Annotated in this window: 11 protein-coding genes; all 11 read right to left on the bottom strand. The window is 50.9% G+C overall.

The window, feature by feature from the left end:
• Positions 1–87 precede the first annotated feature (87 nt).
• Entirely contained in the window at positions 88–1,749 is a 1,662-nt protein-coding gene (glnS, locus tag AT746_RS08625) for a glutamine--tRNA ligase (protein ID WP_062479192.1), read from the bottom strand.
• 119 nt (positions 1,750–1,868) lie between these two features.
• Positions 1,869–4,190 carry an acylase gene (locus AT746_RS08620; protein WP_335338212.1) on the bottom strand — a complete coding sequence of 774 codons (2,322 nt, stop codon included), beginning with the start codon at positions 4,188–4,190 and terminating at the stop codon, positions 1,869–1,871.
• A gap of 3 nt (positions 4,191–4,193) precedes the next feature.
• On the bottom strand, positions 4,194–4,424 hold the full coding sequence (locus AT746_RS20230) for a hypothetical protein (RefSeq protein ID WP_335338211.1): 231 nt from the start codon (positions 4,422–4,424) through the stop codon (positions 4,194–4,196).
• 124 nt (positions 4,425–4,548) lie between these two features.
• Positions 4,549–5,421 carry a succinate--CoA ligase subunit alpha gene (gene sucD, locus AT746_RS08615; protein ID WP_062479189.1) on the bottom strand — a complete coding sequence of 291 codons (873 nt, stop codon included), beginning with the start codon at positions 5,419–5,421 and terminating at the stop codon, positions 4,549–4,551.
• Positions 5,418–6,587: an ADP-forming succinate--CoA ligase subunit beta gene (gene sucC / locus AT746_RS08610; RefSeq protein ID WP_062484101.1), complete on the bottom strand. Its 1,170-nt coding sequence runs from the start codon at positions 6,585–6,587 to the stop codon at positions 5,418–5,420. Before sucC ends, sucD begins: the two co-directional genes overlap by 4 nt.
• A gap of 244 nt (positions 6,588–6,831) precedes the next feature.
• Positions 6,832–8,403 carry a 2-oxoglutarate dehydrogenase complex dihydrolipoyllysine-residue succinyltransferase gene (gene odhB, locus AT746_RS08605; protein ID WP_062479184.1) on the bottom strand — a complete coding sequence of 524 codons (1,572 nt, stop codon included), beginning with the start codon at positions 8,401–8,403 and terminating at the stop codon, positions 6,832–6,834.
• A 10-nt stretch (positions 8,404–8,413) separates the two neighbouring features.
• Positions 8,414–11,236: a 2-oxoglutarate dehydrogenase E1 component gene (locus AT746_RS08600; protein ID WP_062479181.1), complete on the bottom strand. Its 2,823-nt coding sequence runs from the start codon at positions 11,234–11,236 to the stop codon at positions 8,414–8,416.
• 200 nt (positions 11,237–11,436) lie between these two features.
• Positions 11,437–12,147: a succinate dehydrogenase iron-sulfur subunit gene (locus AT746_RS08595; protein ID WP_062479178.1), complete on the bottom strand. Its 711-nt coding sequence runs from the start codon at positions 12,145–12,147 to the stop codon at positions 11,437–11,439.
• Between the two features lie 11 nt (positions 12,148–12,158).
• Positions 12,159–13,931: a succinate dehydrogenase flavoprotein subunit gene (gene sdhA, locus AT746_RS08590; RefSeq protein WP_062479174.1), complete on the bottom strand. Its 1,773-nt coding sequence runs from the start codon at positions 13,929–13,931 to the stop codon at positions 12,159–12,161.
• Positions 13,932–14,279: a succinate dehydrogenase, hydrophobic membrane anchor protein gene (gene sdhD / locus AT746_RS08585; protein WP_062479171.1), complete on the bottom strand. Its 348-nt coding sequence runs from the start codon at positions 14,277–14,279 to the stop codon at positions 13,932–13,934. It abuts the gene before it with no gap.
• Positions 14,276–14,650 (bottom strand): succinate dehydrogenase, cytochrome b556 subunit, encoded by a 375-nt coding sequence (gene sdhC / locus AT746_RS08580; RefSeq protein WP_062479166.1) that lies wholly within the window; start codon positions 14,648–14,650, stop codon positions 14,276–14,278. Before sdhC ends, sdhD begins: the two co-directional genes overlap by 4 nt.
• Between the last annotated feature and the right edge of the window lie 186 nt (positions 14,651–14,836).

The raw sequence follows: 14,836 nt of genomic DNA, 5'->3' as shown, positions 1-14,836 counted from the left end.
CGAGATCATCTATAAAGAATCCAGCAGAGCTCTGGACTATCCCGCAATCCGCTTCGTTTCTTGACGGGCTACAAGCTGACAACTATCTCACTGACCTTCTATTTTCGCCCAGGTATCACGCAGGCTGACGGTGCGATTAAACACCAGCTTGTCTGCGTGCTTGTCTTTACAGAAATAGCCAATGCGCTCAAACTGCAGGGCCTTCCCGGGTTCGGCGTTAACCAGGCTGGGCTCTACGACTCCCTGTACTATTTTCAGCGACTGTGGATTCAGGCACTCAGTAAGATTCTCTTCTGCCGCCGGATTTGGCAGTTTAAATAGTCTGTCATAGAGCCGAATTTCAGCAGGCACACCTTTGTCTGCGCTGACCCAGTGGATCACGCCTTTGGCTTTGCGGCCATCGGCAGGATCCTTACCCAGGGTGTCGGCGTCATAAGTGCAATAGATGGTCTGTATCTCACCCTGTTCGTCCTTTTCAACGCGCTCGGCTTTAAGAAAGTAAGCATTACGCAAACGCACTTCTTTACCTAATACCAGCCGCTTGAACTTTTTATTCGCTTCTTCACGAAAATCTTCCCGTTCAATAAAGAGTTCACGACCAAAAGGAATTTCACGGCTGCCCATACTCTCATCGGACGGATGGTTAGGCGCGGTCAGGATTTCTGTTTTATCCTGGGGGTAGTTTTCAATCACCACCTTAACCGGATCCAACACTGCCATGGCGCGAGCCGCATTCTGATTAAGATCATCGCGAATACAGGACTCCAGCACGCCCATCTCAACCATATTGTCCATCTTGGTCACACCAATTCGCTTACAAAACTCACGTATTGAAGCCGGGGTGTAGCCACGACGGCGCAAACCGGCAATAGTCGGCATACGTGGGTCGTCCCATCCATCAACATGCTTCTCACTGACCAGTTGAATCAGCTTACGCTTACTCAGTACCGTGTATTCCAGATTCAGGCGTGAAAATTCATACTGTCTGGGCCTGGCCTCAATAGTGATATTATCCAGCACCCAGTCGTACAGGCGCCGGTTATCCTGAAACTCCAGCGTACAGAGTGAATGGGTGATCCCTTCAATGGCATCAGAGATACAATGGGTAAAATCGTACATGGGGTACACGCACCACTTATCCCCGGTCTGATGATGATGGGCAAAACGCACCCGGTAAATGGCCGGGTCGCGCATGCACATAAAGGGCGAAGCCATATCAATTTTGGCTCTGAGCACACATTCGCCTTCGGCATATTCACCGGCAGTCATTTTGGCAAACTGCTTAAGATTCTCTTCTACCGAAGTATCCCGATACGGGCTGTTCACGCCCGGCTGTTTCAGGGTGCCACGCATTTCACGCATCTTTTCCTGGGTGGAAAAATCCACATAAGCCAGGCCCTTTTCAATCAGTTCAGTGGCAAAGCCGTGCAACTGATCGAAGTAACCGGAGGAATAGCAAACCTCACCATGCCACTGAAAACCCAGCCAGTGAACATCGTCTTTGATGGAATTAACAAAGTCGATATTTTCCTTTTCGGGGTTGGTATCGTCAAAACGCAGGTTACACAAACCCTGATAATCCTGTGCCAGGCCAAAGTTCAGGCAAATCGACTTGGCATGGCCGATATGCAGATATCCGTTTGGCTCCGGCGGGAAACGGGTATGGATCTGCTGGTGCTTACCTTCAGCCAGATCTTTATCGATAATTTGACGAATAAAATTGGTCGGACGCACATCAGTCTCGGCCATCTGAACCCCTATATCAGTGCATGAAGAAACAAAACGCCGATTGTAGCAGGTATTATAGCGATGCAGAATACAACAACGCCGGTCAGTTGACCGGCGTTTGACTGTATAGCGAGGGGAACCTAGTCACCCTGACTGCTGTTTAGCTCCAGTGTTTTTATGCTATTAGCCTGAATATCCTCATTATGATAATAGATCGGCCGTAGCTGAGGCTGTTGGGAGTACAGTTCCGTTTGATCCGAATAGTGATCCGAAAGCAGGTTTCTTGACTGAGAATAAGTCAGAATACCTTCGGCCTCTGGCCCCTGTTCTGTGAATTCCATCACAAACTTCCAGCTAGAGCCATAGGTAATATGGTAGCCTTGCTCACTCATCTGTGAGCCGGGTAGCTGTGGGTAGGTGTGCCGAGGCAGAATCAGACCGTCGTTGGCCATGTTGGAACGAAACACATTAAAGCCCCCTTCCACATTATTGGCACCGGCCCAGGGCAGGCGCACGCCCGAAGGGCTGCCGTCAGGCAGACTGCGTTCAACAAACTGTACTTCACCCAGCGTCACATCCACAGCCAGTCCCGCATCCTGTATTCTCAACATTGCCGTTGCCAGTTGTTGCAGTACTTTATCGTTTGCATCCAGGTCTCTGGGCGTATTTAACGGGTCCTGAGGGCTGAATGGCACCCGCCACTGAGGATCATTATTAAACTCAGTGGCAAATTCGCGGAACATCATGGCACCGGCACTGCCGAGATTCATGCGTCCATCCCACATGGCCAGGGCATCACAGGCAGGCGCGATACTGACGCTCTGTTCGTCTACCAGCACGCCTTCATCACCTCTGGCGGTACAGGCTGTCAATAGGCTATCAAGGATAGCTTCACCTAAATAATTGCGATTATTGGTCAGTGCATCGCGCAGATCGGCCAGTGTAAATAAACCATTATCTGATCCACCCTCTGCCAACATCTTCTGCCCCATTCTGGAGCGCAAGGACTGCTGAGTATTGGTGGTGCCATATAAAAGCGGCACGTCAGTAATAGGCTCGGCCGGATTGGTCAGCCAGTAACTGTTATTGGAGTTTTGCACAAAATCCGTACGCTCTAACTTCGGCGCGCGCTCATACTCTATGGTGCCCTGGGTCAGATACAGGCTTGAGTTCCCCGGTACGATAGTCAGACCGGCTTCCTGGCTAAAGCTTTGATAAAACACATCCCGTGACCAGGCTTGTACCGCCTCTGGCGACAAACCCGGCACGGACGAACCATCGATATAAAACACCTTGCCGTCTTTATCCGTGGCCATGGCATTATTAAATACTATACCGGTACGCGCTTTGAATACGGCTTTGTATTCTTCGATATTGCGGGCCCGGTTCAGGCCCAGCCAGTGATCAAATACATCAAAATTAGGCAGGTTGGCATCATTAATAGCAAAAGCCACTTTACTACCAGTAAAATCCGTTCCCCATGGCAAGGCCCCCGGCACCACGATAACTGGCCCGAATTCACTGTAATAACTGGTTTTCTCCAGCATGGTGGTCACACCGGGCGCCACCGCAACCTCTACCTGCAACGTCTTAGTGGTCATATCAACCGGCTCACCATCCAGCAGATAGCTGGTGCCCTCAGGATTCTCCGGATCCAGACTGAGCCGGTGCAAAATAAAGTGATCGGCGGTAGAAAATGTATGGGTCCAGGCAACATCTTTATTAAAGCCAATATTAACTATGCCCGGCATGCCGGACAAAGATCCCCCGACAACTTTCAGCTGACCAGGAATTTCTGTGCCAAATTGCCAGAAGCGCTGATTACCGGTATGAGGAAAATGGGGGTTGGCCAGCAACATGCCCTGCCCACTGGCAGTCAGATCACTCCCCAAAGCCCAGCCATTAGAACCCTCCTCGGTGGGGTTAGCATCGGGAATACCATTAACCTGCACATCAAATTTCATATTCTCCGGAAGCTGGCCAGCAGAGGCCGGACCGGGTGCAAAGTCCTGCCCTGGTGGTGCGGCAATAAACATGGCGCCAACAAAATTGCTGGCTCCGGGCAACAGGGCCACACCCTGTGCATAGGTAAGCAGATCCAAAGCACTGATGGACTGTACCCAGGGCTGACCGGCGCAACCGGGGTCAATATTATTAACGCCTGTGGTAGCAAGATACTCGTTGTATCCCTGCGCATAGCCTTCCAGTAATGCCCGGGTTGGTTCACTAAGCTGAGCGTAATTCTGCTCGGCATTATCGCGGATCCCCAGAGTCAGAAAACCGAAATCATTAATAAGATTGGCATTGTCATCAGAACCTGGCGTATGAGGGCCGAAAAAGCGCGAGCGCTGAGAGTTAAATTTAATAATCTGGTCTGCCAGGATACAGATATTGTCATTGGCGAAGCTGTAACCTACACCATAACCCAGCCCTTCGAGATTATCGGCTTTGACATAGGGCACACCTTAATCGGTCCAGGTGATACTGGCACTGACCGGCTCATCATCAGGGGCAAAGGTGCTGAGTTCAGGCTGCGGTGGTAAGGGCTCGGGCTCAGGAGCTGGTGCGGGAGAACCTGTGGGCGGCGGCGTCGGTGTCGGCAGCTCACCGGTGTCGCTGTCGAGACAGCCGCTCAGCCCCAACAGGGCCAGTGATAATAGTGAGTAACGAAATCCGGTTAATGTCTGTGTTCCCATCAGGTCTGTCCTTAACGTTTTATTAACACCATCAGTATGCTGCCAACTGGTCAGTCCTTCAACCACCGGGCATAAAAAAACCCGCTCGGAAGCGGGTTTTTATACTGCATTTCAGTTCAGCACTTTACCAGCCAGTGGCTTCGCGCAGCGCCTTACCGATATCAGCCAGTGAACGCACAGTAGTAACACCGGCATCCTGAAGGGCTTTAAACTTATCGTCTGCTGTGCCTTTACCACCTGAGATAATGGCTCCGGCATGACCCATACGTTTACCCGGAGGCGCAGTAACACCAGCGATGTACGACACCACCGGCTTAGTCACATGCTCTTTGATATAAGCCGCCGCTTCTTCTTCAGCGGTACCACCGATTTCACCGATCATCACGATAGCTTCGGTTTTTGGATCTTTTTCGAACAGCTCAAGAATATCGATAAAGTTAGAGCCCGGAATAGGATCGCCACCGATACCCACACAGGTAGACTGACCAAAACCTTCATCGGTAGTCTGCTTAACCGCTTCATAGGTCAGCGTTCCTGAACGGGATACGATACCCACTTTACCCGCCTTGTGAATATGGCCAGGCATGATACCGATCTTACACTCATCAGGGGTGATCACGCCCGGGCAGTTAGGCCCGATCATGCGCACACCTTTGTTATCGATATACTCTTTAACGTACAGCATATCGATGGTGGGAATACCTTCGGTGATACAAACAATCAGTTCGATACCGGCATCGGCTGCTTCAACAATAGAGTCTTTACAAAACGGCGCGGGGACATAGATCACAGTCGCCGTGGCACCAGTGGCTTCAACGGCTTCACGCACGGTATTAAAAACCGGCAGTCCCAGGTGTTCAGTGCCACCTTTACCCGGCGTCACACCACCAACCATCTGCGTACCATAGGCAATCGCCTGCTCAGAGTGAAAGGTACCCTGACCACCAGTAAAACCCTGGCAGATCACTTTGGTATTTTTATCAATCAAGACGCTCATGCTGCACCTCCGGCTGCGGCTACCACTTTCTCAGCTGCATCGGTCAGGCTGGTAGCGGCAATAATATTCAGATCACATTCTTCCAGTTTTTTGGTGCCCAGTTCGGCGTTATTACCCTCTAAGCGCACTACCACAGGAACATTGACGCCTACTTCCTCTACGGCACCGATAATGCCCTCGGCGATCATGTCACAGCGTACAATACCACCGAAAATGTTCACCAATACCGCCTGTACATTGCTGTCAGACAGGATAATTTTGAAGGCTTCGGTTACCCGCTCTTTGGTGGCACCGCCCCCAACATCCAGGAAATTAGCCGGTGCACCGCCATGTAATTTAACGATATCCATGGTACCCATGGCCAGACCGGCCCCGTTTACCATACAACCGATATTGCCATCCAGTGCCACATAGTTCAGTTCCCACTTGGCAGCCTGTGCTTCACGGGCATCTTCCTGGGAAGGATCATGCATATCCTGTACTTTAGGCTGACGGTACAGCGCATTGCTGTCCACAACCAGTTTGGCATCCAGACAGTGGAGATCGCCATCGCTGTTAATGACCAGCGGATTGACTTCAATCAGCGCCACATCCAGATCTTCAAACATCTTCGCCAGGCCGAGGAAAATCTTAGTAAACTGCTTAACCTGAACGCCTTCAAGGCCCAGTTTAAAAGCAATTTCACGGGCCTGATAAGGCTGCGCGCCAACCAGCGGGTCAATGGCTGCCTTGAGAATTTTCTCAGGGGTTTCTTCCGCCACTTTCTCAATCTCAACACCGCCTTCAGTGGAAGCCATAAACACGATACGTCGACTGGCACGGTCAACCACAGCACCTAAATACAGCTCTTTATCGATATCAGTGCAGGACTCAACCAGAATTTTGTTTACTGGCTGACCCTGTTCATCAGTCTGATAAGTCACCAGGTTCTTACCCAGCCAATGCTGTGCAAACTGACGGATCTCATCTTTGGTTTTAACCAGTTTGACACCACCGGCCTTACCGCGGCCACCGGCGTGCACCTGACACTTAACCACCCATTCATTGCCACCGATACGCTCAGCGGCTTCTACTGCTGCCTGAGGTGTTTCGGCAGCATACCCTTCGGAAACGGGTAAACCATATTCGGCAAAGAGTTTTTTGCCCTGATATTCATGCAAGTTCATGGTGTTCTTTCCGTTTTTTGCGAAAAACTGCATCTGCAGTCAGAATTTACCGAAATTCACATTCCGGCGGGTTATCCGGCATCAGTGCCGGCTCGCGGGGTCCCCCCCAGATCACGGCCTAATACCCGTTGGTATAAACCGCGTGCACTTAGAACAATCTGTGAACTAAGCACTTTTGCCCTGCCACAGTAAACCATAGCAGAGCCTGTTCTTTAGCGGAGTCTCAGAGGAGACTCCCTTGCCATTACACGTCCAGTAACAGACGGGTTGGATCTTCCAGCAACTCTTTGATTGTCACCAGGAAGCCCACCGACTCTTTACCATCGATGATGCGGTGATCATAAGACAAGGCCAGGTACATCATTGGCAGAATCTCCACCTTGCCATCCACGGCCATGGGCCGATCCTGAATCTTATGCATACCCAGAATCGCGCTTTGCGGCGGGTTGATAATAGGCGTCGACATCAGTGAGCCAAACACGCCACCGTTGGTGATGGTGAAATTCCCACCCTGCAGATCATCCATGGACAGCTTGCCATCACGGCCCTTAACAGCCAGTTCCTTGATGCCTTTTTCAATGTCTGCCATAGACAGCTGATCACAATCACGCAGGACGGGTGTGACCAGACCACGGGGTGTGGATACGGCCATCGAGATATCAAAGTAGTTGTGATAGCAGATATCATCACCATCGATAGACGCATTCACTTCAGGGAAGCGCTTGAGTGCTTCCACTACCGCCTTAACATAGAAGGACATAAAGCCAAGGCGCACACCATGGCGCTTCTCGAAGGCTTCCTGATATTGCTTGCGCAGGCTCATTACCGGATGCATATTCACCTCGTTAAAGGTGGTCAGCATGGCGGTGGAGTTTTTCGCCTCCAGCAGACGGTTAGCGATGGTCTTGCGCAGGCGGGTCATAGGTACACGTTTTTCGGTACGATCCGCAGTGCCAGCCACAGCAGCAGGGGTAGCCTGCTCGCCTGAGGATTTACTATCCGATTTGTCGCCGCCTTTGAGGTATTTTTCCACATCTTCTTTGGTGATACGGCCGTTCTTGCCAGTACCTTTCACCTTAGCGGCATCCACACCTTTTTCTGCCAGCAATCTGCGTACAGAAGGGCTGAGTGCATCACCGGAGCTGTCATCGGATGAGGATTCTGATTTTTCCTGCTTGCTGTCTTTTGAATCGGCGGATCCTGAACCGCCGGCACTGAAATTGGCGATAACCTGCTCGGCGGTAACGGTATCGCCTTCTTTAGCAAGGATCTCTGAAAGCGTGCCATCAGCTGGCGCGACCACTTCAAGTACCACTTTATCGGTTTCGATATCCACCAGATTCTGATCCCGGGATACCGACTCTCCCGCTTCTACATGCCAGGTGGCGATAGTGGCATCAGCCACAGATTCCGGCAGTACAGGAACCTTAATTTCCATGTTCTTGCCTTTGCCGCTTACAGGAGCCTGTTTTTTCTCGGTATCTTTATCATCCGAATCACCGTTGTCACCGGAGTCATCTTCGCTGTCCTCGTCACTCTTATCTGACGCTTTCTTATCCGATGAGCCACCTGATGATTTACCTTCATCCAGTTTGGCAATAACCTGTTCAGCGCCCACAGTGGCACCCTCTTCTTCAATGATTTCGCCAATCACACCATCGGCGGGCGCCACCACTTCAAGAACCACTTTATCGGTTTCTATGTCGACCAGATTCTGATCTCTGGAGACACTGTCACCAGGCTTAACATGCCAGGTGGCAATAGTGGCGTCGGCCACGGATTCGGGCAATACCGGAACTTTAATTTCAATGGTCATAGTGGTCCCTTTATTTCTTTATCGATAATGCATCATCAACCAGGGCTTTTTGTTGCTGGTTGTGCAATGAAACATAGCCTACGGCTGGCGAAGCAGATGCAGAGCGCCCTGCATAAGTTAACTTGGTACCCTGTGGGATCGCAGCATAAAAGTGGTGCTGACTACAATACCAGGCACCCTGGTTCTGTGGCTCTTCCTGACACCATACCCAATCCTTAACATGCTGATAAGGTTTAAGTACTTCTGCAATTTCTTCATGAGGAAACGGATACAGCTGCTCAATACGAATAATGGCAACGTCGTCCTGCTCATTCTTACGGCGCTGGTCCAGCAGATCATAAAAAACCTTACCAGAGCACATCACCACCCGCTTTACCTTCTTGGCATCCATATCATCAATCTCACCGATGACATTCTTAAACTGACCTTCTGCCAGTTCTTCCAGACTGGAAGTGGCCTGGGCATGGCGCAACAAAGATTTCGGTGACATCACAATTAATGGACGACGCATGGGGCGAACCATCTGCCGGCGCAACATATTGTAAACCTGAGCCGGAGTAGAAGGCACACAGATTTGCCAGTTGTGGTCGGCGCATAGCTGCAGGAAGCGCTCCAGACGGGCAGAGCTGTGCTCCGGCCCCTGCCCTTCGTAACCGTGAGGCAGCAACAGGGTCAGACCACAGAGGCGCCCCCATTTATGCTCACCGGAGCTGAGGAACTGATCGATCACAACCTGCGCGCCATTGGCAAAATCGCCAAACTGGGCTTCCCAGATCGTCAGACAGCCAGGCTCAGCGGTGGAATAACCGTATTCAAAGGCCATTACCGCTTCTTCGGAGAGTACAGAGTCATAAATTTCAATCGGCCCCTGCTCTTCAGATACATGCTGTAATGGCATATAGGTCTGACCATCTTCCTGATTGTGCAATACCGCATGGCGGTGGAAGAAGGTGCCCCGGCCAGAGTCCTGACCACAGATACGTATCCGGTCCCCTCTGTCGACTACCGACGCGTAGGCCAGCAACTCGGCACAGCCCCAGTCCAGCTTCTTATCACCGGCGATCATCGCCGCCCTGTCCTGATAAAGCTTGTTCACACGGGAATTCAGTGTGAAATCATCAGGAACATGGCAAACTCGCTCGCCCAGTTCTTTGAGCTTTTCAACTGACAAGGCACCGTCATATTTAGTGTCCCAGTCGTGGCCAATATAAGGCGACCAATCAACAGAGTGCTCGGTCATAGGGCGCCATTCATCCACCACACAGGCACCGTGGTCCAGTGCGGCGCGGTAGTCGCTGACCAGCTTCTCCACCTCATGTTTTTCGATGATACCCTCGGCCATTAACTGATCAGCATACAACTGACGGGCTACGGGGTGCTTTTTAATTTTCTTATACATAACCGGCTGAGTAGCACTCGGCTCATCGGCTTCATTGTGACCATGGCGGCGGTAACAGACCAGATCAATGACCACATCCCGTTTAAAGGTATTACGGTAATCTATCGCCAGGTTCGTCACGAACACAACGGCTTCAGGATCATCGGCATTCACATGGAAAATCGGCGCCTGCACCATCTTGGCGATATCGGTACAATACTGAGTTGAACGGGCATCTTCAGTCTTGGAGGTGGTAAAGCCCACCTGATTATTAATCACGATACGCACGGTTCCGCCAACGGCAAAACCACGGGTTTGTGACATATTGAAGGTTTCCTGAACCACCCCCTGTCCTGCGATAGCCGCATCGCCATGAATCGTCACAGGTAACACCGCCGAGCCATCCTTACAGCCCCTTCTGTCCAGACGAGCCCGAACAGAACCAATGACCACCGGATTAACAATCTCCAGATGTGAGGGGTTAAAGGCCAGAGCAAGATGCACATTCCCGCCCGGAGTGGCAAAATCAGAAGAGTAACCCGCGTGATACTTCACATCACCAGAGCCCAGAGACTCGTCATGTTTACCGGCAAATTCGTCAAACAATACTGAAGGGTTTTTACCCAGCACGTTCACCAGAACATTTAAGCGCCCCCGGTGAGCCATGCCGATCACCACTTCTTTAGCACCATTGCTGCCGGCGTGGTTAATCAGGTTTTTCAGCATCGGGATCAGCGCGTCGCCGCCTTCAAGCGAGAAGCGTTTGGCACCGGGAAATTTAGAGCCGAGATACTTCTCCATGCCATCAGCAGCGACCAGCCCCTTTAGAATGCCGATTTTGGTATCACGCTCAAAGGTTGGCCTTGCCTGTACCGATTCAAAACGCTGTTGCAGCCAGCGCTTCTGCTCGGTATTGGTGATGTGCATGTACTCAGCACCAATTGAGCTGCAATAGGTACGATTAAGAGACTTGAACAGCTCACCCAGAGGCATGGTTTCCTGGCCGATGGCATAGGAACCCACATTAAAATTGATGTCGAAATCGGATTCGTTTAGTTCATGATGAGACAGTTCAAGATCCCTGACCCTTTCCTGTTGCCACAGACCCAGAGGGTCGAGGTTGGCATGCTGATGACCGCGAAAACGATAGGCATTGATCAACTGCAGAACCTTAACCTGTTTCTGATCACTGGCAGAGGCACCTGCCGGAGCGGCACTGACACGGCTCATGGGCCCCATCTGTGCCATGGCGCGAAACTGCTCACGGATCTCACTGTGGTTTGACTCCAGCTCGACACCATTTACCTTAGGTAACTGGTCGAAAACCTCACGCCACTGCTCGGATACGCTCTTAGGATCATCCAGATATGCTTCATAGAGTTCTTCTATATAAGCAGCGTTTCCACCAGCCATGTGAGACGAATCCCACCATGCTTTCATCACGCTTTCTAGCATTTTTGTCCCTTAATCATTAAGACAGGAATTAACTACTCTTTACTGACACCGGCTGTGTCACTTTTCAAGGTACCCCGCTCGTGCAAGGCCCTCTTTACCATAATAAAATAGCCATCCGGTGTCGGATGGCTATCTAGCTATCAACATTTATCTGTCCGCTATTCTGCTAATTGATTGTGGCACTAACGGATCCCCTTTCACTAAACAGCGCGTTGCAATAGCATTGATTTAATCTGACCAATTGCCTTGGTCGGATTCAGCCCTTTTGGACAAACGCTGACACAATTCATAATGCCGTGGCAACGGAATACACTGAAGGCATCATCCAGCTCGCTGAGTCGCTCTTCGGTTGCCGTGTCACGGCTGTCAGCCAGAAAACGATAAGCATGCAGCAACCCGGCCGGGCCGATAAACTTATCCGGATTCCACCAGAACGACGGACAGGATGTAGAGCAACAGGCACAAAGAATACACTCATATAAGCCATCAAGCTTTTCACGCTCTTCAGGGCTTTGCAGGTACTCCCGCGCCGGCGGCTTCGTGTCATTGTTGATCAGATAAGGCTTAATTTTCTCGTACTGAGTATAGAACTGGCTCATGTCTACAACCAGATCCCTGACTACTGGCAGTCCGGGCAATGGGCGTACAACGACTTTCCCTTTACCCAAAGCAGACAATGGCGTGATACAGGCCAGACCATTTTTGCCGTTCATATTCACGCCATCAGAGCCACACACCCCTTCACGGCATGAGCGGCGAAACGCCAGCGTCGGATCCTGCTCTTTGAGCAAAATCAGTGCATCCAGCACCATCATGTCACGGCCTTCTTCTACATCCAGCTCATAGTCCTGCATGCGAGGGGCATTATCGACATCAGGATTGTAACGATAAATTGAGAACTTCAATTTCATCTTATGCTCCTCTAGTAAGTCCGGGCCTTCGGTGGGAAGGCCTCGCGCAGTTTTGGTGACATATTTACCTGGCGCTTGAGCATAGATTCAGACTCAGGCCGATAGACACTGTGGCACAACCAGTTTTCGTCATCGCGATCCGGATAATCAAAACGACTGTGAGCGCCGCGGCTCTCTGTACGGAAGTTAGCTGCAACCGCTGTTGCATAAGCCGTTTCCATCAGATTGTCGAGTTCCAGACATTCAATACGCTGGGTATTGAAATCATTACTCTTGTCATCCAGACGGGCATTTTGCAGACGCTCACGGATCTCTTTAAGCTCGGCCAGACCAGTAGCCATGGCATCACCCTCACGGAACACAGAGAAATTAAGCTGCATGCATTCCTGCATGTCCTTCTTAATCTGTACCGGATCTTCACCTTTACCCACCTCGGAACTTTCCCAGCGATTGAAGCGGGACATTGCAGCTTCAAGGTCAGATTCAGAAGCATCGCGCTGGTCACCAATCTCGTCCAGGGCTTTACCCAGATGCATGCCGGTAGCCCGACCGAACACCACCAAATCCAGCAACGAGTTACCGCCCAGACGATTGGCGCCATGTACGGATACACAAGCTATTTCGCCGCAGGCAAACAGACCTTTAACCACATGATCCTTACCCTGCTCATCGACTCTGATGGCCTGACCATCAACATTGGTCGGGATACCGCCCATCATGTAATGGCAGGTTGGGATAACCGGAATCGGTTCTTTAACCGGGTCTACATGGGCAAAGGTACGGGACAACTCCAGAATACCCGGCAGACGGGACTCCAGCACTTCTTTACCCAGGTGGTCCAGTTTAAGTTTAAGATGGGTACCCCATGGGCCTTCACAACCGCGGCCTTCACGGATTTCCGTCATCATTGAGCGCGCAACCACATCACGACCGGCTAAATCTTTCGCATTTGGTGCATAGCGCTCCATAAAGCGTTCGCCGTCTTTATTCAGCAGATAACCACCCTCTCCACGGCAGCCTTCTGTTACCAGCGTACCGGCACCGGCTATACCTGTGGGATGGAACTGCCACATTTCCATGTCCTGCATAGAAACACCAGCACGCAGAGCCATGCCGACGCCATCACCGGTATTAATGTGAGCATTGGTGGTAGATGCATAGATTCTGCCTGCGCCACCGGTCGCCAGCACAACGGCTTTGGATTTGAAGTAAACCACTTCACCGGTTTCGATATCGATGGCAGTACAACCTACCACGTCACCGTCCTGGTTTTTCACCAGATCGAGCGCATACCATTCACTGAAGACCTTGGTTTTATTCTTAACGTTCTGTTGATAAAGCAAATGCAACAAAGCATGACCGGTGCGGTCAGCCGCAGCCGCAGTGCGCGCCGCCTGCTCACCACCAAATTCCTTGGACTGACCACCGAAAGGACGCTGATAAACACGTCCATTTTCGAAGCGGGAAAACGGCAGCCCCATATTCTCCATTTCAATAATGGCTTCGGGACCGTTCTTACACATATATTCGATGGCATCCTGGTCACCGATGTAATCAGACCCTTTTACCGTGTCATACATGTGCCATTCCCAGTTATCTTCGTGGGCATTGCCCAGCGCAACGGTAATACCACCTTGCGCCGACACAGTATGAGAACGGGTCGGAAAGACCTTAGAGAGTAAGGCACAGGATTTGCCTGACTGAGAAATTTGCAGGGCAGCACGCATGCCGGCGCCACCGGCGCCAATTACCACTGCATCAAATTCGCGAATTGGAATAGTCACTTACACACCCCACAGTACAAACAGGCCAACTGCCACATAGGCGAAAGCCATCAGGTTCAATATAAACTGTAATGACGCTCGTAAACCGGGCGCCTTGACATAATCTGTCAGCACCTGCCACAAACCAATGCGCACATGGATCATGATGCTGATCAGCGCCGCCAGGGTAAACACTTTCATACCGAGGCCGGCAAACAGATCACGCCAGATTTCATAGGTTACAGTTGGGGTTGAAACAAAAAACCACAGCATATACAACGCAAAGGCCGTAATGATTACTGCTGTTGCGCGCAGAGATACATAATCCTGAACGCCGTCACGTTTAAAACTCGCCTGATTGGTAATCATATCAGAATGACTCCTACTACTATGGTCAGCACGATCCACAAGACGATAACGGCCTTGGCGCTGACATCACCGGATTGCAGCTCTTCCCAGTGGCCCATATCCATCACCAGATGACGGATCCCACCAAGGAGATGGTAAATAAACGCTGATGCCGTACCAATAGCAATCACCTTGCCAAGCACACCATTCATACATTCCACCACCATCGCATAGCCCTCTGCAGAAGATACTGACACCGCCCAGGCCCAGATCACAAAGATCAGGGCGAAAAACATGGCGACACCGGTGATCCGATGCAAGATGGACGAAATAGCAGAAGGAGGAAAACTAATCGTATTAAGCTGTAGATTTACTGGTCTTTGTTTTTTCACGATTTGTTGCCCGTATTACCCTGTAGGGTTTGAATTTTTATCGCTATTAATCTCGCCTTGCGCTCGATTAACACCTCAAGGATTCAAGCCGTCGTTTTTGAGTGACGTGGTGACATGCCATTTGTTAAAAAAATGCTACAAACACCGATACTTAAACGATGCAAAGTATATCCAGCCAAATGCATA

It is taken from the genome of Lacimicrobium alkaliphilum (genome assembly GCF_001466725.1).
In the GTDB taxonomy this organism is placed as follows: domain Bacteria; phylum Pseudomonadota; class Gammaproteobacteria; order Enterobacterales; family Alteromonadaceae; genus Lacimicrobium; species Lacimicrobium alkaliphilum_B.
Note: the sequence above shows the minus strand (reverse complement) of the source record. Positions and strands in the feature narration are given on the sequence as shown.

Bases quoted from the DNA above. Each gene is read 5' to 3' on its own strand.
- glnS (WP_062479192.1), bottom strand. From the start codon at position 1,749: ATGGCCGAGACTGATGTGCGTCCGACCAATTTTATTCGTCAAATTATC.
- AT746_RS20230 (WP_335338211.1), bottom strand. From the start codon at position 4,424: ATGGGAACACAGACATTAACCGGATTTCGTTACTCACTATTATCACTG.
- sucD (WP_062479189.1), bottom strand. From the start codon at position 5,421: ATGAGCGTCTTGATTGATAAAAATACCAAAGTGATCTGCCAGGGTTTT.
- sucC (WP_062484101.1), bottom strand. From the start codon at position 6,587: ATGAACTTGCATGAATATCAGGGCAAAAAACTCTTTGCCGAATATGGT.
- odhB (WP_062479184.1), bottom strand. From the start codon at position 8,403: ATGACCATTGAAATTAAAGTTCCGGTATTGCCCGAATCCGTGGCCGAC.
- AT746_RS08600 (WP_062479181.1), bottom strand. From the start codon at position 11,236: ATGCTAGAAAGCGTGATGAAAGCATGGTGGGATTCGTCTCACATGGCT.
- AT746_RS08595 (WP_062479178.1), bottom strand. From the start codon at position 12,147: ATGAAATTGAAGTTCTCAATTTATCGTTACAATCCTGATGTCGATAAT.
- sdhD (WP_062479171.1), bottom strand. From the start codon at position 14,279: ATGATTACCAATCAGGCGAGTTTTAAACGTGACGGCGTTCAGGATTAT.